Annotated in this window: 22 protein-coding genes; 12 read left to right on the plus strand and 10 right to left on the minus strand. The window is 61.7% G+C overall.

Translation table 11 applies throughout. The features are described 5' to 3' along the window. Nucleotides 1–29: 29 nt before the first annotated feature. The 8 genes from RE429_RS24510 (at nucleotide 30) to RE429_RS24545 (ending at nucleotide 8,134) form a co-directional block, all read left to right on the plus strand. The gene (locus RE429_RS24510; RefSeq protein WP_414474372.1) at nucleotides 30–1,340 is read left to right on the plus strand and encodes an NRAMP family divalent metal transporter; all 1,311 of its coding nucleotides are present in this window, start codon (nucleotides 30–32) and stop codon (nucleotides 1,338–1,340) included. A 375-nt stretch (nucleotides 1,341–1,715) separates the two neighbouring features. Next, nucleotides 1,716–2,540 (plus strand): chromate resistance protein ChrB domain-containing protein, encoded by an 825-nt coding sequence (locus RE429_RS24515; RefSeq protein ID WP_414474373.1) that lies wholly within the window; start codon nucleotides 1,716–1,718, stop codon nucleotides 2,538–2,540. Nucleotide 2,541: 1 nt separating this feature from the next. After that, complete coding sequence (locus RE429_RS24520) at nucleotides 2,542–3,669, plus strand: chromate transporter (RefSeq protein ID WP_414474374.1); 1,128 nt, start codon at nucleotides 2,542–2,544, stop codon at nucleotides 3,667–3,669. 86 nt (nucleotides 3,670–3,755) lie between these two features. Further along, nucleotides 3,756–4,676: a DUF1259 domain-containing protein gene (locus RE429_RS24525; RefSeq protein WP_414474375.1), complete on the plus strand. Its 921-nt coding sequence runs from the start codon at nucleotides 3,756–3,758 to the stop codon at nucleotides 4,674–4,676. Nucleotides 4,677–4,685: 9 nt separating this feature from the next. Then, entirely contained in the window at nucleotides 4,686–5,696 is a 1,011-nt protein-coding gene (locus RE429_RS24530) for a YncE family protein (protein ID WP_414474376.1), read from the plus strand. Between the two features lie 75 nt (nucleotides 5,697–5,771). Continuing rightward, the gene (locus RE429_RS24535) at nucleotides 5,772–6,998 is read left to right on the plus strand and encodes an IucA/IucC family C-terminal-domain containing protein (protein ID WP_414474377.1); all 1,227 of its coding nucleotides are present in this window, start codon (nucleotides 5,772–5,774) and stop codon (nucleotides 6,996–6,998) included. Between the two features lie 60 nt (nucleotides 6,999–7,058). Next, nucleotides 7,059–7,625, plus strand: a complete 567-nt coding sequence (locus tag RE429_RS24540; RefSeq protein ID WP_414474378.1) for a DUF4142 domain-containing protein — start codon at nucleotides 7,059–7,061, stop codon at nucleotides 7,623–7,625. 266 nt (nucleotides 7,626–7,891) lie between these two features. Beyond that, nucleotides 7,892–8,134 (plus strand): hypothetical protein, encoded by a 243-nt coding sequence (locus RE429_RS24545; protein WP_414474379.1) that lies wholly within the window; start codon nucleotides 7,892–7,894, stop codon nucleotides 8,132–8,134. Between the two features lie 318 nt (nucleotides 8,135–8,452). Here RE429_RS24545 and RE429_RS24550 read toward each other — a convergent pair whose 3' ends face one another. The 5 genes from RE429_RS24550 to RE429_RS24570 form a co-directional block, all read right to left on the minus strand. Beyond that, nucleotides 8,453–8,680: a hypothetical protein gene (locus tag RE429_RS24550; protein ID WP_414474380.1), complete on the minus strand. Its 228-nt coding sequence runs from the start codon at nucleotides 8,678–8,680 to the stop codon at nucleotides 8,453–8,455. A gap of 158 nt (nucleotides 8,681–8,838) precedes the next feature. Further along, nucleotides 8,839–9,078 carry a hypothetical protein gene (locus RE429_RS24555; RefSeq protein ID WP_414474381.1) on the minus strand — a complete coding sequence of 80 codons (240 nt, stop codon included), beginning with the start codon at nucleotides 9,076–9,078 and terminating at the stop codon, nucleotides 8,839–8,841. A gap of 337 nt (nucleotides 9,079–9,415) precedes the next feature. Next, complete coding sequence (locus RE429_RS24560; RefSeq protein WP_414474382.1) at nucleotides 9,416–9,841, minus strand: hypothetical protein; 426 nt, start codon at nucleotides 9,839–9,841, stop codon at nucleotides 9,416–9,418. A gap of 342 nt (nucleotides 9,842–10,183) precedes the next feature. Beyond that, nucleotides 10,184–10,381 carry a hypothetical protein gene (locus tag RE429_RS24565; protein ID WP_414474383.1) on the minus strand — a complete coding sequence of 66 codons (198 nt, stop codon included), beginning with the start codon at nucleotides 10,379–10,381 and terminating at the stop codon, nucleotides 10,184–10,186. Between the two features lie 46 nt (nucleotides 10,382–10,427). Continuing rightward, entirely contained in the window at nucleotides 10,428–10,667 is a 240-nt protein-coding gene (locus RE429_RS24570) for a hypothetical protein (RefSeq protein WP_414474384.1), read from the minus strand. Between the two features lie 216 nt (nucleotides 10,668–10,883). Here RE429_RS24570 and RE429_RS24575 point away from each other — a divergent pair, with 216 nt between their 5' ends. The 3 genes from RE429_RS24575 (at nucleotide 10,884) to RE429_RS24585 (ending at nucleotide 12,574) form a co-directional block, all read left to right on the plus strand. Then, nucleotides 10,884–11,501, plus strand: a complete 618-nt coding sequence (locus RE429_RS24575; RefSeq protein ID WP_414474385.1) for a DUF6894 family protein — start codon at nucleotides 10,884–10,886, stop codon at nucleotides 11,499–11,501. A 54-nt stretch (nucleotides 11,502–11,555) separates the two neighbouring features. Continuing rightward, nucleotides 11,556–11,726 (plus strand): hypothetical protein, encoded by a 171-nt coding sequence (locus tag RE429_RS24580; protein WP_414474386.1) that lies wholly within the window; start codon nucleotides 11,556–11,558, stop codon nucleotides 11,724–11,726. Nucleotides 11,727–12,340: 614 nt separating this feature from the next. Then, nucleotides 12,341–12,574 (plus strand): hypothetical protein, encoded by a 234-nt coding sequence (locus RE429_RS24585; RefSeq protein ID WP_414474387.1) that lies wholly within the window; start codon nucleotides 12,341–12,343, stop codon nucleotides 12,572–12,574. 201 nt (nucleotides 12,575–12,775) lie between these two features. Here RE429_RS24585 and RE429_RS24590 read toward each other — a convergent pair whose 3' ends face one another. The 5 genes from RE429_RS24590 to RE429_RS24610 form a co-directional block, all read right to left on the minus strand. Continuing rightward, complete coding sequence (locus RE429_RS24590) at nucleotides 12,776–13,081, minus strand: hypothetical protein (protein ID WP_414474388.1); 306 nt, start codon at nucleotides 13,079–13,081, stop codon at nucleotides 12,776–12,778. 385 nt (nucleotides 13,082–13,466) lie between these two features. After that, nucleotides 13,467–13,667, minus strand: coding sequence for a hypothetical protein (locus tag RE429_RS24595; protein WP_414474389.1), 201 nt, complete (start codon nucleotides 13,665–13,667; stop codon nucleotides 13,467–13,469). A 150-nt stretch (nucleotides 13,668–13,817) separates the two neighbouring features. Further along, entirely contained in the window at nucleotides 13,818–14,027 is a 210-nt protein-coding gene (locus tag RE429_RS24600; protein WP_414474390.1) for a cold-shock protein, read from the minus strand. Nucleotides 14,028–14,684: 657 nt separating this feature from the next. Continuing rightward, on the minus strand, nucleotides 14,685–15,317 hold the full coding sequence (locus RE429_RS24605; protein ID WP_414474391.1) for a tyrosine-type recombinase/integrase: 633 nt from the start codon (nucleotides 15,315–15,317) through the stop codon (nucleotides 14,685–14,687). Between the two features lie 214 nt (nucleotides 15,318–15,531). Then, nucleotides 15,532–15,981, minus strand: a complete 450-nt coding sequence (locus tag RE429_RS24610; protein WP_414474392.1) for a helix-turn-helix domain-containing protein — start codon at nucleotides 15,979–15,981, stop codon at nucleotides 15,532–15,534. Nucleotides 15,982–16,048: 67 nt separating this feature from the next. Between RE429_RS24610 and RE429_RS24615 the strand changes: the two genes are divergently transcribed. Beyond that, complete coding sequence (locus RE429_RS24615; protein ID WP_414474393.1) at nucleotides 16,049–17,326, plus strand: MFS transporter; 1,278 nt, start codon at nucleotides 16,049–16,051, stop codon at nucleotides 17,324–17,326. Nucleotides 17,327–17,741: the final 415 nt, after the last annotated feature.

The raw sequence follows: 17,741 nt of genomic DNA on the forward strand, positions 1-17,741 counted from the left end.
CTCCCCGACAGCGTGAGCGTAGGCGTGGCATGCAGGACAAAGTGGATCGGTCCTCGGACCAAGTCGCTCCAAGCCCCGTCGTTGGCCCGAGCAAGCCGCGTCTTCTCCAGGTTCTCGGGCCGGGGCTGATCACCGGCGCGTCCGACGACGATCCGAGCGGCATCGCCACCTACAGCCAGGCCGGAGCCCAGTTCGGCTATGGCTTGAACTGGACGCTGCTGCTCACCTTCCCGCTGATGAGCGCCGTCCAGATCATCAGCGGGCGCATCGGCCGCACGACCGGCCGGGGCCTCGCCGGGAACCTGCGCCAGTACTACCCGAACTGGCTGCTGCAAAGCATCGTGCTGCTGCTGCTGATCGCCAACATCATCAACATCGGCGCGGATCTCGGTGCCATGGCCGACGCGACGCGACTCGTGTTCGGCGGTCCGGTATTCCTGTACGTGCTCCTGTTCGCGGCGGTGTCGGCGGGCCTCCAGGTGTTCCTCCAGTACACACGTTATGTGGCAGTCCTGAAGTGGCTGGCCCTGGTCCTGCTCAGCTATGTGGCGACGCTGTTCATGGTGAAGGTGTCCTGGGGCGAGGCGCTGACCCGTCTGATCGTCCCGGCGAACCCTTGGAGCAAAGATTCTCTCACGACCATCGTGGCCGTGTTCGGCACCACGATCAGCCCCTACCTGTTCTTCTGGCAATCGAGCCAGGAGGCGGAAGACGTGCGCGAGGTCTCCAGGCGCAAGCCGCTCGTCAGGGCACCCGAGCAGGGGGAGTGGGCCCTCGGGCGCATCCAACTCGATACCCTCGCTGGCATGGCGGTTTCCAACCTGATCGCGCTGGCGATCATGATCACCGCGGCGGCGACCCTGCATGCCCATGGGGTCACGAACGTCGAGACCTCGGCCCAGGCGGCGGAGGCGCTGCGGCCGATCGCGGGAGCCGCGGCCGAGACCATCTTTGCGCTCGGCGTGATCGGCACCGGGCTGATGGCGGTTCCGGTTCTGGCGGGGTCCGCCGCCTATGCCATCGGCGAAGCGCGCAAGTGGCCGGTCGGACTGGCGCGACAGCCGATGGAGGCCAAAGCGTTCTATGCCATGGTCGTCGTCGCCACGGTGCTGGGCGTGATCCTGAACTTCACGCCCGTGAACCCGATCTCGGCCCTGTACTGGAGCGCAGTCATCAACGGCATCGTGGCGGTCCCGTTGATGGCGATCATGATGCTCCTGTCGGCCAGGCACGAGGTGATGGGCGCGTTCACCGTGAACGGCTGGCTCAAAGGGCTCGGCTGGGCAGCAACGGCTGTGATGGCGCTGGCCGCCGTCGCCATGGTGGTCACATCGTTCTGAAAGGAAGAGGCGAGTCGCCGCCGGGGTTGATCTGCGCACAATGCTTACCCTGCGATGCCGGAATCTCTCAAATTGGCACTGGACCAACCTTAGCCGTATTTCCGGGATCATGGCGTAAGCTGACATTCACACGTCCACGGTTGCGGCTCAGATTGACCCATTCCGGACTCTCGGCCTTCTGGTTGTCGAACAACGAGAACGATGGTCGGAATCAAGAGGTGCTTGCGTCTCGGGTTACTCGCTGTCGCGCCGGATCGAGGTTGTTGACAAAATGCCATCTGCGGACATCTACTGAATTCATGGGGGTAGCGATCCCCTCATGAGGCGACAGCCCAAGCATCGCGTCCGGCTCACCTTCAGCAAGGACGCATTGCCATGCCATCAATCACCACCATCTCCACCGACAAGCTCGCCCGCCTGATCGGCACGCCCCGGTGCCCGGCCCTCATCGACATCCAAACCGAGGAGGACTTCGCCGCCGACCCGCGCCTGATCCCCGGCGCGATCCGCCGCCCGTGGCAGGCCGCCGCCGACTGGGCCCATGAGTTCAGCGGCCGATCGGCCATCGTCATCTGCCAGAAGGGCCAGAAGCTCAGTGAGGGCGTCGCCGCCTGGCTCCGGCACGAGGGCATCCCGGCCGATTCCCTGGAAGGCGGTGCCCTGGCGTGGGCACAGGCCGGCCTGCCGATGGTACCGGAGGCGGTGCTACCGCCGCGCGATGCACAGGGCCGCACCGTGTGGGTGACGCGAGCGCGCCCGAAGGTCGACCGGATCGCCTGCCCGTGGCTGATCCGCCGCTTCGTCGATCCGCAGGCCGTCTTCCTGTTCGTGACCCCGTCCGAGGTTCCCGGCGTCGCGCAGCGCTTCGGGGCGGCCCCCTTTGACATCGAGGGCGCAGACGTGTTCTGGAGCCATCGCGGCGAGAGATGCACCTTCGATACCATGGTCGAGGAGTTCGGGCTCGCGACAGAAGCCCTGCTGCGGCTCGCCACAATCGTGCGCGGTGCCGACACGGCGCGACCGGACCTTGCACCCGAGGCGGCAGGCTTACTGGCGGCCTCGCTCGGGCTGTCGCGGATGTACGCCGACGACCTCGAGCAGCTTGAGGCCGGGATGGCTCTCTACGACGCGTTCTACCGCTGGTGCCGCGATGCGACCGATGAGACCCACAACTGGCCCGTTCGGAAGTCGGGAGCCTGACATGGATGACGCTTCGATCGTCGCGCCGCCCCGTGCGCGGCGCGAGGTGCCCTCGCATGGCGTCAGCCTGCGGGAGGCCTTCGGGGTCTGGACCCGCGTCGCCCTTCTGAGCTTCGGCGGACCGGCGGGCCAGATCGCGGTCATGCACCGCATCCTGGTCGAGGAGAAGCGCTGGATCGGCGAGCACAGGTTCCTGCACGCACTGAACTACTGCATGCTCCTGCCCGGCCCCGAGGCCCAGCAGCTCGCCACCTATATCGGCTGGCTCATGCACCGGACCCGCGGGGGCCTAATTGCGGGCGGCCTGTTCATCCTGCCCGGCATCGTGGCCATCATGGCCCTGAGCTGGATCTATGCCCTGTTCGGCAAGGTCGGGATCGTCTCGGCCCTGTTCTTCGGCCTCAAGGCGGCCGTCCTCGCCATCGTCTTCGAGGCGCTGGTGCGGATCGGCAGACGGTCGCTCAAGAACCGCGTCATGCTCGGCCTCGGTCGGGGAGACGTCTTCGGCCAGATCGCAATCTTCTTCTCGAAGATGGCCATGGTCACCTTCGGTGGCGCGTACGCGGTGCTGGCCTACGTGGCCCAGCAGGCGGTCGAGCACTACGGCTGGCTCAGGCCCGGCGAGATGCTCGACGGCCTCGGCATGGCCGAGACCACACCGGGCCCGCTGATCATGGTGCTCCAGTTCGTGGGCTTCACGGCGGCCTTCCGCGATCCCGGGATATTGCCGCCGCTGGTGGCCGGCACGCTCGGCGGGCTTCTGGCAACCTGGGTGACGTTCACGCCGTGCTTCCTCTGGATCTTCGTGGGGGCGCCGTTCATCGAGGTGCTGCGCGACAACAAGGCCCTGAGCGGCGCCCTGTCGGCCATCACGGCTGCCGTGGTCGGGGTGATCCTCAACCTGGCGATCTGGTTCGCCATCCATACGATCATCACCCAGGTGCACCCGGTTGCCTGGGGGCCGGTGCAGTTCGATGCTCCCGTCTTCCAGAGCGTCAACATTTGGGCGTTCCTGCTCTCGGTCGTGGCGGTGATCGCGATGTTCCGGTTCAAGGTCGGCATGGTGCCGACCCTCGCGGCGACCTCCGCCGCAGGCATCGTTCTCTACCTGCTGGGAGCGATCTCATGAGAGGAGACGAAACACGACTATGAGAGCCCGTCCGGGCGCAGGCCGCCCATGGGCGGGAGAAACGGGGGCGACACAGGGAGAGCACGATGCGGATCCTGACCAGCGTTGCAGTTCTTGGACTACTTGTCGGCACGCCTGCCTTAAGCGCAGAAGGCTGGCAGCAGGAGATCGCCAGCGGTCTCGGGAAGCAGGGCACCGAGATGCCCGGCGGCGTGTACCGTGTGGGCCTGCCGCGGACCGACCTCAACGTCACCCTCGATGGGGTGGCGATCAAGCCCGCCCTGGCCCTCGGGTCGTGGCTTGCGTTCAAGCCGATAGGTAACGAGGTCATGGTCATGGGTGACCTCGTTCTCACGCAGGAGGAGATCAACCTGGTCCTGATGCGCCTGGAGCAGGGTGGCGTGGAGATCACGGCCCTCCACAACCATCTCCTGCGTGCCGAGCCCGCCACGATGTACATGCACGTGCACGGCCAAGGTGATCCCGCGAAGCTGACCGCGACCCTGAAGGAGGCGCTTGGCGCGAGCAAGACGCCGTTCGGGGCCGAGACCGCCGGCATCTCGCCGCAAGCGGCCGAACAGGCGTCAACAACGGGGTCCATCGCACAGAAGGTCGATCTCGATACGGCCGTTCTCGACCAGACGCTCGGGCACAAGGGCAAAGTGAATGGCGGCGTCTATCAGGTGAACGTGCGCCGGGCGGAGGCGGTCAAGGACAGCGGCATGGAGGTGCCGGAATCCATGGGTTCGGCCATCGCTATCAACATCCAGCCAACTGAACCGGGCAAAGCGGCGACCACGGGTGACTTCGTGCTCACCGCGAACGAGGTGAACCCGGTCATCAAGGCCCTGCAATCGAACGGGATCGAGGTGACGGCCGTGCACAACCACATGCTCAATGACGAGCCGCGCCTGTTCTTCATGCACTTCTGGGCCAATGACGACACCGCGAAAGTCGCCAAGGGACTGCGGGCCGCCCTCGACCAGGTGAAGACCGCGAAGGATTAGGTGGGACCGGTGAGAGGGATCTTCCTTCACGTCGTCGGCACCCTCATGGGGACGGTGGTCTCGACCGCGGTCATGCCACAGGCTGCACACGCGGCCGAGCCCATGCCCCTGCAACTTGAGGCGAAGATCCCACTCGGCGACGTTAAGGGGCGGATCGACCATATGGCGGTTGACCTTGCCCGGCAGCGCCTCTTCGTGGCGGAGCTCGGCAACGACAGCGTCGGGATCATTGACCTGGGCGCCTCGAAGGTGGCGAGTCGGATTCGAGGCCTCAAGGAGCCGCAGGGTGTCGGTTATGACGCTTCGACCGACACCCTTTACGTCGCCAACGCCGGCGACGGATCGGTGCGGCTGTTCCACGGAGAGGATCTCAAGGAGGCAAAGCGTCTGGAACTCGGCGACGACGCGGATAACGTCCGGATCGACAGTCCCGGCAATCGGGTGATCGTCGGCTACGGCGCAGGAGCGTTGGCCATCATCGACGCCAAAGAAAACCGAAAGGTCGGCGAGATCGCATTGCATGGAAATCCCGAGAGCTTCAGGCTCGAGAGCGGCGGCAGCCGGATCTTCGTCAACGTCCCCGATGCGCATGCGATCGAGGTGGCCGACCGCGAGAGCAGAAAGGTGGTCGCCAAGTGGCGGACCGGGCGCTCAAGTGCGAATTTCCCGATGATCCTCGACGAGGCTTCATGGCAGGTCCTCGTGGTGTTCCGCAATCCGGCCCTGCTGACGGCCTATTCGATGCAGGATGGGGCTTCCGCCGCGAGCGCGACGACATGCGGGGATGCCGACGACGTGTTCGTGGATGCAAAGCGGCACCGAGTCTACGTGAGCTGTGGCGAAGGCTATCTCGACATCTTCGAGCGGGATGAAGGCAGCTTCCGGCGGACCGCCCATCTGCTTACCGCGTCCGGAGCGCGGACAGTGCTGTTCGTTCCCGAACTGGATCGCCTGTTCCTCGCCGTGCGCGCGAGCGCTCACGAGCCGGCGGCGATCTGGGTCTACCGGCCGGATTCCTGAGGGGGGCGGCCATGGCCCGCGTCCGTCCTACGACGTGACGCGAGAAATATCCCATGAGAGATGGGGAGACATCGCTTGGACCTCGCATCTGTCACCCAGGGTGATCAAGCGCTCCTTTACATGGAGAGATATGTCGACGAGGGCGCCAGGACCTACAGCCCGCTTGCAGGCCGGACCGAGGCGGCACCGCGCTATCGGCCCGAAAGCGACACGCCGTGGTTCGACCTCGTGACCTTCAATGCCCCACGGGATCGCGTCTCGGTTTTCCAGGCCGATCCGGCACCCGCACTTCTGCACCATTTCATCAGGCCGGAAGGAGTGCTGTTTGCAGTGCACCCGGAAACATGGGCGAATGACACCGTCGAAGGCCTCGGTGACATCCGCGCGCTCCCGCGGGATACGCCCATTCGGGTCGCCCCGACAGCCTCGACCCGAACCGTGCTCGCCTTGGAGCCTCCGAAGAATGTTCCCGGTCATTTCCTCAAGCTTCACTACCCGGTCCGAATCTCGCGGTTCAACCGGGAGCTTCGGTTGAAGAACATTCACAACAGCGTCGCGGTGTCCCGCGATCTCGCGAACCTGCGGTTCGATAAGTTCGCGTACCTGCCCGACACGCTCGGCATCGCGTTCGGTGCGGACGAACAATCGTGGGGGTTCCTGATAAGGGAGACGTGGCCCCGTCCCTTCGTCACGGGCAGGTTTCTCATTCCGTGCTTCGCCTTGTACGCCGGCGACCTGAACCATCCCGATGCACCGCCTCTGCTCGTGCAGATGATCGACCGGCTGGCTGCGGAACCCGTGCCATTCGTTATCAACCGGGTATTCGCTCCCGTCGTCGAATGCTGGGCCAGGGTCGCCCGCGAGCGGGGTATCCTCCTGGAGTCGCATGCGCAAAACACGCTTCTCGAGGTTGATCGGGACTTCGTCCCGCGCAGAGTGGTCCATCGGGACTTCGATGTGTGGGTCGACCCCGGCGCGAGGCATCGGGCAGGCCTCGAGATACCGTTCCTCGGACGAGGCATGGCGGCCGATACGGACGAGGCCGTCAAGCAGCATTACAGCCTCGTCTATGACCAATTCATCGGTCATCACTTCTTCGGTTACGTCGCGGGCATCCTCAAAAGCTACTACGGAGTCGATGAGGAAATCGTGCGAGCACAGGTCCGCGAGGTTTTTCACCGCTCCTTCCCGGACGCGGGCCGGTCCTTTCCGGCCCGGACGATGTTCAAGTTCCGGAACGAAGTCCCGCCGGGCCGGAATGTCATGCTCGAAGACATGCAGCAGCCATCTGTCTGGCGATAGCGTCCATATCGCCGTCGCCGTTGACAAGGGCTATCGATGAACAGCGCAGAGGACGCCACCATGATCGAGGTCGCCAAGTGGAGTGACATCATGAACAGCCGCTACGGATTCCTTGCTCGGGCGTTGCGTGCAGGTCTTGCCTTTGCTGCGGTTGCGGCGGGATCTGCTCACGCGGAGACGGTCCTGAACGGAACCGATCGCGATTTCATTCGCTGGGATTCGCAGATCGAACGCGCACAGCAGAACATGGGGGAAATCGCCCAACGAAGAGGCGGAAGCAGTTCATTGCGCGAATTCGGGCGACGCGTCCAGCAAGATCACGCCGCCGCCTATTTCCGCCTGCGAGAGATCGCCGGGAGCCTCGGCGAGAAGCGCGATGAGGCCTTGGACGCGATCCATCTCCAGGTCGAGCAGCGCTTCGAAGCGATGCCGGCCGGCCGCTTTGACGTGCAGTTCGCCCGTCACGAGGTCAAGGATCATCGAAACTTCCTGGAGCACTTCCGGGCCGAGGTCGCCGGTGGCACCGATCGTAATTTGCGCGACTACGCTTCCCGGCAAATTCCCGTTCTCGAGGAGCATCTGAAAGAGGCTGAGGCCCTGGCCTCCGATGCTGGGCAGGGTCAATGACGGGTTCGGAGGCGGGATTGCGCCAGATCGAAGGAAGGACCGGGACGGGGCTTGTGGACCTGATCCGCGAGATCCAGGCATCAGGGTCTCAAAGATGCGCTCGGCGTCACCGCAGTCCACGTCAACCGGTTTCTCAACGAGCCGCGCGCCGACAGCCTGATCGAGCCGAAGGGCGAGCGGGTGAACATTCCCGACTGAGAGAAGTTGAAGGAAGTGGGTGAGTTCGACCCGACCTACCTGCACCTGGAGAACCATCAGGCCGCCGCATGAGCTTCACCTTTCAGCCTATACGCGTGGCGACCGGCTTCGATGAAGAAGGGATGCTGGTCCTCGATGAGGAGCGCCTGGTGGCGGTGCTGGTCCGCCTCTCGGACAACAACGAGGTGTCTCCCGGGCAGTGGTATTTGGAAGCAGGCTTTGGCCAGATCGATGGGATCAACCATCCGACCTTCTCCAACCTGGACATGGCCAAGGGCTGGATTGCGCAGCGCCTCATTGAGAGCCGATAAGCGGCTTCTGCTCGAATGCGCGACTCCAGTTCCATAGATCGCGACTGCGGGCCCTGGCACGGGGGCGCACGAGCATCCGGATCCGGGTGCCGTTGAGTACGCCCGTGATGTGTTCGTGGTTCTTGCAAGCGCAGCCGGAATTCTGGTGAGCATGTAAAAGGTGGGGCCCGGCCCAGTCGGATGCCGAGGGAATGGAACGTTTGAGGCGTGGTCGGGAGTATCGGTGGGCAACCGGTGCAAAAACTAGAGCAGTCGAAGGAATCTGTTCCACGGCGTGAGGTTTGACGCTTTCTCTTCCTCTAGGCATATGCGGCCATGTCAGACATGCGTCGTCTCATCATCCAACAAGGATCCAATCAGGCGGAGCAACTCCTGGTGCTCAGGACCGCGCCCGGAACTCAGGAAGGCTCCAATCTCGATATGATCGACATTGCCGCCTGAGGCTGAATTGGCTTCATGCCGGACGAAGATCTCTCCCAATGCATTGCGGATCAAGAACCAGCGGTCGCCGGTTGGACTGCTGTACAGCTTTCGCGCCTTCGTCATCTGCGGCTCCCTGCTCGGCGGCGAGGACTCCTAGGCGGCCATTCTTCGCCTCTGGCATCATGTAGCTGTCTTGGCAGGTCCTCCGAGGGGCCTTCTGTCGTCTGTGCGAGGAGGAACATCCCTGGCGTGCAAGCTGCCACGTTGCGAGGGGTTGTCCCTCAGCCGGTGACGTCTGTCTCTGGTCGGTCCTTTCCCGAAGAGATTTCTTCGTGCCACTCGCCTGCCTCGCCTTGGAATTCGATGTCTTCGGCTGCGCCCGGCAGCATCTGCTCGGCGGCGGCTCGCTCCGCAGCCTCGCGTGCTTGGTCATGGGTGGCGTAGCATTCCGAGAACACGTCGCCGACTTTGTAGGCCCATCCACCCTCGTGCTCCACGATCCTGTAATGGACATTACCCATCGCTATTCTCCTGTTGGACTCCGATGACGTGAACAATATTCCCGGACGTCGGCAGCCGCACGCTCAGGGCCTGTGACCCTCCGGGCTCCACGCGAACACCTCGTCACCACGTTCATCGACGACTCGCAGGGCATCCGGTTTTTGCGGCAGGTCCAAGGTCTCAAAGAGGGACCGGGCCCTCACTTTCGTGTCCTCCAAACTGGTGGTGTCATGCTCAACCCGGCCTAGAGTGGCGTGGGCCTGATCCGAGTTCCGGACCCGAAAAAACTCGATGATAAACATTGCTGCCGAACCGCCTTACTAGAGGAGCCGATGAGCTGGGAGTTTATGGACTGTGTCATTCCACCTTTGGCAGAACCGCAGCATCAGCATCGTTGCGCGCGAGGATTGCCTGCAAGACTGCCAGTGCTGCCTCATCCGCTGCTGCTGCGGCAAGTTCAAAGACTGCGATGGCGTACGCCTCGGCATCGTCCGCGCGGGCTTCCAGCAGATAAGCCTTCTGGCGTTCTGTCCAAAGGTTTTTGCCTGCCACCGAGCCTGCCTTTTTCTCTGCAAGCCACGTCTTGATCCTGACATTGGCGGCTTCAACGGTTACGCGGTTGTCGTAGATGCGCTGCTCGACCCGGTCGAGCTGGCTTTCAAGGACCTCCTGTGATTGGTCGAAGGACGCCGCGCCATTCGCTTTAAGCACCTCAAGGCGAGGATCCATCCCATGGAGCTTGATCCGCAACTCGTCACAAAGGCCCCCGATCCGCTTACTCATTCGCGTCTCCTATAAGGTCAGGCCGTATTGGCCATGGCAGGGGTGAGTTGGTGCCGTTCTTCGACGGCCACTCGGCACTGAATTGGCTAATAATCTCTGTGCTGAAGACCTTGGCCCCTGGCCTGGCAGGTTGGGCCTCCGTCGCGGCGGCGTTGATGACCGAAACACGGGATCCATATTCCCCATGGTGCTTGCCGTTCACCCAGATGCGCCAGGCACCATGATGCCGAACGACGTAAAACTCGGTTGTCATCGACGGGTCTCCACTAATTCTCCATCCGTTTCAGGAGGCACAGCCTCCAGGCCTGATCCAGCAAGAGAGTAGAACTGCTTGGCTGCCATCTAGCCTTCAACATCAGCCTTGGCAGTCTCGTCGGGCAGGCTGTCGCGGACCTTCACAAGAGAGATTAGTTCCTGCTCGTTCTTGGTTCGAGACAGGTCCATGGTGGATAAGCAATTCCACTGGCGCTTCGCATCATCCCGGTACCCGGTCTTGCGGGTGACCGTCGCCTGGCGTTCGTCGCCTTGATAGCCAAACATCGAAGCCTCCCTTGTCGGGGCTGGTCTCACTCGTGCAGCGATCGTTTCAAAGCTGCTTGTCTAGGGCCCAGAACTCAACGTCTCTCGTCGCCTCCTCGTGGGAGAGGCTGTAGCTCTCCTCGACCTTATCGATGAGCTCCGACGTGGTTCGGATCCCTATCATCTCAACCGTCGTGAACCGATCCCACCTGGACCGCATCATTGGCAACGCATGAAGTGTCAGCCCGGTACCGTCGCGGGCTTGGTAGTGCCGAAGATCAAACATGAAGCGGCTGTTCAGACACATCGAAAACCTCCGCAATTGCTCTCAGATCTCAACCTTGACCAATCGCAAAGGCCGCAAGGCGGATAGTTCAGTATAACCTCATATGGGGATGATGAGCCTTTTTACAGTCGCTGCTATAAATAAATCCAAATAAAACCCTTTTTCGTATCTAAGATTTACATAAAGGAGTATTGTGTCGTTAATCAAATTAAATGGTCGGCAGGAAAGGATCCTGTCATGAGAACACATCGCTACGCCGAAGACTATTCGCCCAACCAGACCTGGATCAGCGGCTACGAGATTATTTCCCTGCTTCCTGCCGGTAACCGAGAGCCTCAGTATCAGATCCGCAGCGATGGTCAGACCTATGACCAAGTTGTCTGGGAGCCCCAGTTGCAGGAGGAGTTCGGGAGGAGGGTGCGCTTGAGCACGGATGCGATGCCAACCACGACGATCGCGGCATCCCCAGACCGCCGGACGGGCCACAAACGTAACCATCCGAAGTGGCCAGGCCAGCGTCAGGATCTCACACGGTGGGATGATGAGGGTGGCGCGCCGCGATCAGGTCATCATTTCACTACGGCATCGCCACCGCAGCCTGAAGCCGAAACCGCTCTCTCCTATTTCAACATCCAGACGGGGAGCCGCCTCGTTGAGGACCCAGAAGGAAACAAGTACCCTGACCTTCAGGCTGCGCGAGAAGTTGCTATCGCGATGGCCCGCAACCTGATGGTGGAAGGCGATCGGCAGGGTGAGAGCCGGCAAGGCTGGCAGATCGAGATCATGGACAGGGCCAATCAACTGGTGATGACGGTGGCATTCGGGGATGTTCGCGACCCCAGGCCAGTTGGCTAGTTGCGGTAAGGCGACAGCCGCAGCATGGCGTTGGGGTCGGCAAAGGAGCCAAGCATGAGCAAGAACTCTCTGACTGTCACCCAAAGGCTTGTGAACTCGGTCTGGAAAGCCGTCAGGATGCTGGAAGATCGCCCTGAACCGCCTCCGAAGGTCAAGCTCGATGGACGGCGCGGCTATGGCGACGGTGATATTCCCTCGCCGCACCGAATTCGTGATCACGAATGATCTGAAGCCAATGCTAACCCGACACGGAATTGCCGACGTCACGCTGGCACTGGTTCGGGTGTAAATGGCGAGCGCTCCACCAGGAGTACCTTGGCGGCTACGATTGCTCCGTGTCCGGCTGACGAAGCCTCGGAACCCAAGGTGCCGGACCATCCGATGGGTGCTCGCGAGGTTAACGCCCATCCGCTCGGACAATCGCCGCCCGTCGATGTTGGGTGCATACTCCACGCGCTTGCATTTCACTGTCGCAAACCAGGGTTTTGATCGTCGCGAGGCCGGTAGACGGGTCGACGATGACAGCTTGGTAGGGCTGACTTGATCTCGATGAATTGTTCATAGCACCCCTTAGCGCCTAGGGCACTTCAAGGTGCAGGAGTGCGCCCAAAAGGACAGCGGTCGACTAAGGAGCCGCTGATCTGTCCATGGTCAACCACTCGTGCTTTGAAAGGGCCACTGCTGAAATGGGGGCCGAAGTTGCCATTTCCAAAAGGTTTTCGCCTCAATCACAACAACAGCGGTCACTCTTAAGTGACTGTTCAGCGGCGCAATAACCAACTGTCGATTGGCAGATGTGTGATAGGCTCCAACAATCAAACCTTCTGTGGAGCCGATCTATGCGCGTTCTGATGGCCCTTTTTTTCATACTGGCTTCTGCTCTTGCCCCTCAGGTTGCCCAGGCGCAGGGGCAGGCAGCTAAGGAAGGGTCAAAGGTAAAGGCAGCAACGAGCTATACAGCAGAAGAAAGCGCCGCCATGGCTGCTGCCGTTCGCGAGAAGGCTGAAGCCGTAGAGCGTGCGAGGGATGTAAGGCTGAGAAGAGCGACAAGCGGCATCTGCATCGGCTGCTGAGCTAGAGCCCCAACTTCTTCGTTGAAGAAAGCATGGCAAGGTTTCAGACGAGTAGCGTCGACTGGAACTCGCCATGATCGCTGGTCAGCTTGCATTTGTTGTCGCCGCCGTATTCTCGGGAGCGGCCTTCCGTATCAACGTGGCTGAGCGCCCGGGCCATAGGGCATCTCTGTTGTCGGTCGTGGCTTGGGAAAGATCGTCTCAATCGTGGGGTGGCTTCTCGAGTAGATAATCGAAGTCGGCCAGCACCCGGTCGATCAACCTGCGGCGACGCCGATCAGATGCGTCCAAACTCTGCGCAAGCAGACCCAGCAGATAGCGCGCCTTCTCAACAGCCTCCGGCCAGTCAGTGGCGGGTGCGGCAGCAAGCAGATCTTCCAGTTCGGCTTGCCTTGCATGGAGGGCTGCCTGGTCGGCCTCAACCTCGGCTCGCAGCCGTCGAAGATCGGTGGCTTTCTGGGCTGCCATGCCGCGATGCGCATCAAGATTGGTTGGTTGCTCAACCATGGTGAGCCACCTCCTGCGGGATTAGAGGCGAACCTGTTGCCAGCGATGGGATCTCTTCCATACATTCACCTTCTCACTTTTCATCGTCACGCTCGCTCCATGAGCAGTCGCGCCAGCGTCTTGGCTGGCTGGGTACTCTCGCCGATAGGTTCGGGTGCCACGAGGTGCCACGCGTGTGCTCGAAGGGCCCAAGCAACGTCAGAGAGCGTGCCGAGCGGCTCATGCGGCCACGCGAGCTCGCCTGTTGCCGTGAGGATCATGAATTGTCGCGACGTCTTCCTGCCGACGCGAGCGACGTACAAGGTCTCATCATCCTGACGAAGAAGGGCGACAGGATCGTAGATTTGCGATCCGCGAAAGAAGGCGTCTGCGCTGCTCAATCGATTCACACCTGGGCCGTGATCTCGCTCTCGCGCACGGCGCGCTCGCCGAAGCCGGACGATCTGATGCGATATGAGACCTCGCCGGTCTGATCGGCCGGCATAAGGCGGGTCACCTCGTAGATTCCGCTTGTCGTTGCGCGCTTGTCCGAGAAGTTCGGATGGGTGATGCGAACCAACTGACGGACTTTATATTTGTGAGACATTCATTCCTCCTGAAATCCAACTGCTGTCGGGCAGCGCAGGGCGGGTAACCGCTGCCGGGTGATTGCGGGCGCAAACAGAAAAGCCGCCCCATGGGGAGCGGCTTCAAGACCGAGCGACACAGGCTGATGTCCTGAGCCGATCATCAGCGATTACGCCGTTTCGATGTTGTTGACGGCGATCTTGCCGGAGTGGCGGTCTTCCGCTGTGTCAAACGAGACCTTCTGGCCTTCGACGAGGCCGCGCATGCCGGCGCGCTCGAGAGCGGTGGCATGAACGAACACGTCCTTGCTGCCATCGTTGGGCTGGATGAAGCCGAAACCCTTCATGTCGTTGTAGAACTTTACTGTGCCCACGATCATGGGGGTAGCCTTTCGCGATTGTCGCAGATGCACGTGAGGAAGGGCACGCAAAAGCGCGACCTCAACTCAGTTTCTCGATGTAATGGTAAGAAAGTCCGAACGTGCGCCTGACAGTGTCAAAAGCGAAACGACCCGATTGTCCGGCCAAGATCCGATAAAGACTATATAGGACTTCCCTGCAACAATAACAAGTGCTGCTTATCTTACCCTTTAGATTTTGGCAAAACTTCCATTTTGTTGCGTGATCCGAGGATGGAACTGTTTTTGGCAAGCCAGTAGCCGATCCATTATTGATGGTTCACTCCCTGCGCATTCACCTGCTGCCGCCCGTCTGAGCGTTCGAAAATGTGGCGGCAATTTGCGGTGGGCTTAAGGATGGGCGAGCGGCGCCAGTTCGGCCTCATCCTGTCCGAAGACGACGCATATCCGCCAAGGGTCGCCGCGCCGGCAGCTACAAGCGTAGCGCTAGACGGCCGAGCACCCGTTCATGCTAAGCCTGCTCAGTCCCTCCTGATGGCGCGCATCTTGACGCCATAAGGTCGGCTCCTGGCACGCGCCGGTCGTTTGCCTTGTGGCTGCTTGAGCCTCAGGTCAGGACCTTGCCCCGTAACAGGCCGTAGGCTCTGAGGCGGCTCGATGGCGGGCCGCCCCAGGCGGTCAGATCTCAACCTGTTCCGCAATCAGAAGGGCATCGTCGACGTCGATCCCAAGATACCGAACAGTGCTCTCAATCTTGGTGTGACCCAGCAGGAGCTGAACGGCCCGGAGATTGCCGGTTCTCCGATAGATCATCGACGCTTTGGTTCGCCGTAGGGAATGGGTACCATAGGCAAGGGGATCAAGGCCGATCGCGCGAAGCCAGGATGCCAAGAGGCGGGCGTACTGGCGCGTCGTCATGGGCCTCGCTCGATTGATCCGGCTCGGAAACAGCGGCTCGCCCTTGTGTAGATCCTTCTTCTCCAGCCAGCGCGCCACAGCCTCGCGGGTTTGCTCGGTGATCTCGAACTGAACAGACCGGCCCGTCTTCCGCTGCATGATCGTGGCTCGGGATCGCACCCGCCCATGGAGGGCCACGTCATCGACGCGGAGCGCAATGAGGTCACAGGCGCGCAGCTTGCTGTCGAGGGCGAGATTGAACAGAGCCAAATCCCGGATACGATGAGCAACCTGGAGCCTGACCCGAATGGACCAGATCTCCTTGGTTTTCAGAGGCGGTTTGGGTCCAATCAGCTTGCCCTGGTTCCACGGTGTGGTGGTACGGCAGGGATGGTTGGCGATCCTGCCTTGCATTGCAGTGCTCCTGAAACGAAGCCCCCGCACTGAACCTTGGCCGTTTGTGCTGACAGGAAACCCACGCTGAGCATCCCCGCCAAACTCTTTGTCAGCTTAATGAGGTAAGCTGGACGTTCTTGGCCTAGCGTCGATCTCCTCCTCGTGACCCCGAGCAGACCTTCGCGTTTTCGAGATGCTTCATTCGAACCGATGCCCGGACACTGTCCACGAGCTATTCGCCGCGCTGCGAGCCTCCGCGCCCTCTCGTATCGGAGGCCGGACGGGTGACGCGTCTGCGCGTCGCTGCTTTCAGGAGCTTGCGGAAGGTGGGGCATTCCAGATGCGCCGGAGCTGGGCATTCGGCCACATGCCGAAGGGCATCCCGCAACATCCGCAGGTCGAGCATCTGCCGCTGCAAATCATCCGCCTTGGCGTGCAATCGATCCCGGGGAATGTTGGGCCGGCCGTCCTTGCCGAACATGCCCGCGATCTCGCCAAGGGAGAAGCCTGCCGTTTTCCCGAGTTCGATCAGAGACAGCTTCAACAGAACGTCGGCATCGAATTGCCGCCGGAGGCCGTGCCGGCCGATCGATCGGATTAAGCCGACCTCCTCATAGTACCGCAGCGTCGAGGGCGGCACCCCCGATCGTTCCGCAACCTCGCCGATATCTATCATTCCCATGCTTGACCTCAAGTTGGCTTGAAGGCGTACCGTGTCTCGAATCATCACTTCGAGCAAGAGGCACGTCATGGCCAGCACCATAATCCCGAGACGGACACAGATCTGGCAAGACCCGCGAGCGATCGCGCTGCTGATGGCAGCGTCCCTCACGACCATGGCCAACGCCACGATAAGTCCCGCGCTCCCCGGGCTCGAGCGCCTGTTCGGAGGAGACCCCAATGCGGGGATGCTGGTGCGCCTGCTGGTGCCCGCACCCTCCATCAGCGTCGCCATCTTCGCGCCATTCGCCGGGCTCGTCGCGGATCGTTACGGTCGGCGGCGGATGCTTCTTGCCGGGGTCATCCTCTTCGTGATCGCCGGATGCGCGGGATTGTTCCTTCCCGACCTGCCCACCATCTTTGCCAGCCGTCTGGTTCTCGGGGTCGCTGTCGCCCTTATCATGACGGCACAGACCGCGCTCATCGGCGACTACTTCACTGGCGACGAGCGGAACGCATTGTCGGGACTTCAGATATCGGCCCGGAACTTCGGGGGGCTTGTGTTCATCTCGCTCGCCGGATGGTTCGCGGCGATCTCGTCGCGTTTGCCTTTCGTCGTCTATTGCGTTGCCGCGGCCTTCCTGCCGTTGATGTGGCAGGTCATTGTCGATCCGCAACGGACCTCGCAGGCTCCTGGAGCCAGGCAGCAGGACAGCGCCCCGGAGTGTTCATCATGGGGCCTCGTCTTCGCGGTGCTCGTGCTTCTCCAGGCCGTGACGAACATGATCTTTTTCGTCATTCCGACCCAATTGTCGTTTTTCTTCGAAGCGGCAGGCCATAGCAACCCAGTGATGACTGGATCAGCACTCGGCGTCCTGATGCTCTCGGGTGGCAGCCTTGCACTGTTGTACGGCCGGGTCCAGCGGGCCATCGGCTACGTAGGCGTCTTCGCTCTGGGCTATGGTGCGATGGCGCTTGGTTTCGTCTTGCTGACCCTTGCTGCGGCGCCCCTGGCTTGGTTCGCAGGAGCCGCGGCCACCGGCGCAGGCTATGCATTGGTCTCGCCGAGCTTCGTGACCCTTGCCTTGAGACTTGCTCCGCTCCGGCGGAGGGGAACGGCTGGCGGCGTTCTGACGGCCTCTGTGTTCATCGGCCAGTTCTGCTCCCCCCTCCTGAGCACACCATTGGTCGTGACATACGGTTACGCGACGCTGTTCCACATCGCATCATCGCTTGCCGCCGCGATGGCCCTTGCGGCGGTCTTGAAAGCCTGCGCGATGGGCATTCAGGCGTTGAAACGTCGGGATCGCAATGATGGAGTTCCGTCGTGCGGCGAAACGAGAGCTCGCTCCCGGTCCGAATGCTAGGGAATGACGACTTTTGGCACTCCTGAGACGTAGGCGTTTGGTCCGCTTCGGCACTCAAGCGCCGACGTTCGTTAAGCGGCCGGAACGTGAGATTTTGACCCACTCCGGACCATCCTGAGGTTGGGACACGTGGCTGACGAAGCAATTGTTCCCACTGCCAACGACGGAAGAAACCGCTTCGGCAAGTTCAGCGCGTCAGTGGGTTCGAAGTCCCGAAAACGGACCTTCCTTCGAATGACGCCGTCCTTCCATTGGATCGCAACAGACCTTTGCAGAGACCGCTTCGCGGATCCTGTTCCTGTTGAAAGGTGGCGCTCTCGTGAAGCGTCGCCACATGACCGTCTCAGTGGTATCATGAACCAGCACGGTCGCGGTGTCGGGCAGCCGGATGGTGCGTGTCGCGTCAATCGCCTGG

This window comes from Microvirga sp. M2, from assembly GCF_047497095.1.
Lineage (GTDB): Bacteria > Pseudomonadota > Alphaproteobacteria > Rhizobiales > Beijerinckiaceae > Microvirga.

What these genes read in the sequence shown, in the direction of transcription:
- RE429_RS24510 (WP_414474372.1), top strand. Translation starts at nt 30, where the DNA reads ATGCAGGACAAAGTGGATCGGTCCTCGGACCAAGTCGCTCCAAGCCCC.
- RE429_RS24515 (WP_414474373.1), top strand. Translation starts at nt 1,716, where the DNA reads ATGCCATCAATCACCACCATCTCCACCGACAAGCTCGCCCGCCTGATC.
- RE429_RS24520 (WP_414474374.1), top strand. Translation starts at nt 2,542, where the DNA reads ATGGATGACGCTTCGATCGTCGCGCCGCCCCGTGCGCGGCGCGAGGTG.
- RE429_RS24525 (WP_414474375.1), top strand. Translation starts at nt 3,756, where the DNA reads ATGCGGATCCTGACCAGCGTTGCAGTTCTTGGACTACTTGTCGGCACG.
- RE429_RS24540 (WP_414474378.1), top strand. Translation starts at nt 7,059, where the DNA reads ATGATCGAGGTCGCCAAGTGGAGTGACATCATGAACAGCCGCTACGGA.
- RE429_RS24545 (WP_414474379.1), top strand. Translation starts at nt 7,892, where the DNA reads ATGAGCTTCACCTTTCAGCCTATACGCGTGGCGACCGGCTTCGATGAA.
- RE429_RS24550 (WP_414474380.1), bottom strand. Translation starts at nt 8,680, where the DNA reads ATGACGAAGGCGCGAAAGCTGTACAGCAGTCCAACCGGCGACCGCTGG.
- RE429_RS24555 (WP_414474381.1), bottom strand. Translation starts at nt 9,078, where the DNA reads ATGGGTAATGTCCATTACAGGATCGTGGAGCACGAGGGTGGATGGGCC.
- RE429_RS24560 (WP_414474382.1), bottom strand. Translation starts at nt 9,841, where the DNA reads ATGAGTAAGCGGATCGGGGGCCTTTGTGACGAGTTGCGGATCAAGCTC.
- RE429_RS24565 (WP_414474383.1), bottom strand. Translation starts at nt 10,381, where the DNA reads ATGTTTGGCTATCAAGGCGACGAACGCCAGGCGACGGTCACCCGCAAG.
- RE429_RS24570 (WP_414474384.1), bottom strand. Translation starts at nt 10,667, where the DNA reads ATGTGTCTGAACAGCCGCTTCATGTTTGATCTTCGGCACTACCAAGCC.
- RE429_RS24575 (WP_414474385.1), top strand. Translation starts at nt 10,884, where the DNA reads ATGAGAACACATCGCTACGCCGAAGACTATTCGCCCAACCAGACCTGG.
- RE429_RS24580 (WP_414474386.1), top strand. Translation starts at nt 11,556, where the DNA reads ATGAGCAAGAACTCTCTGACTGTCACCCAAAGGCTTGTGAACTCGGTC.
- RE429_RS24585 (WP_414474387.1), top strand. Translation starts at nt 12,341, where the DNA reads ATGCGCGTTCTGATGGCCCTTTTTTTCATACTGGCTTCTGCTCTTGCC.
- RE429_RS24590 (WP_414474388.1), bottom strand. Translation starts at nt 13,081, where the DNA reads ATGGTTGAGCAACCAACCAATCTTGATGCGCATCGCGGCATGGCAGCC.
- RE429_RS24595 (WP_414474389.1), bottom strand. Translation starts at nt 13,667, where the DNA reads ATGTCTCACAAATATAAAGTCCGTCAGTTGGTTCGCATCACCCATCCG.
- RE429_RS24600 (WP_414474390.1), bottom strand. Translation starts at nt 14,027, where the DNA reads ATGATCGTGGGCACAGTAAAGTTCTACAACGACATGAAGGGTTTCGGC.
- RE429_RS24605 (WP_414474391.1), bottom strand. Translation starts at nt 15,317, where the DNA reads ATGCAAGGCAGGATCGCCAACCATCCCTGCCGTACCACCACACCGTGG.
- RE429_RS24610 (WP_414474392.1), bottom strand. Translation starts at nt 15,981, where the DNA reads ATGGGAATGATAGATATCGGCGAGGTTGCGGAACGATCGGGGGTGCCG.
- RE429_RS24615 (WP_414474393.1), top strand. Translation starts at nt 16,049, where the DNA reads ATGGCCAGCACCATAATCCCGAGACGGACACAGATCTGGCAAGACCCG.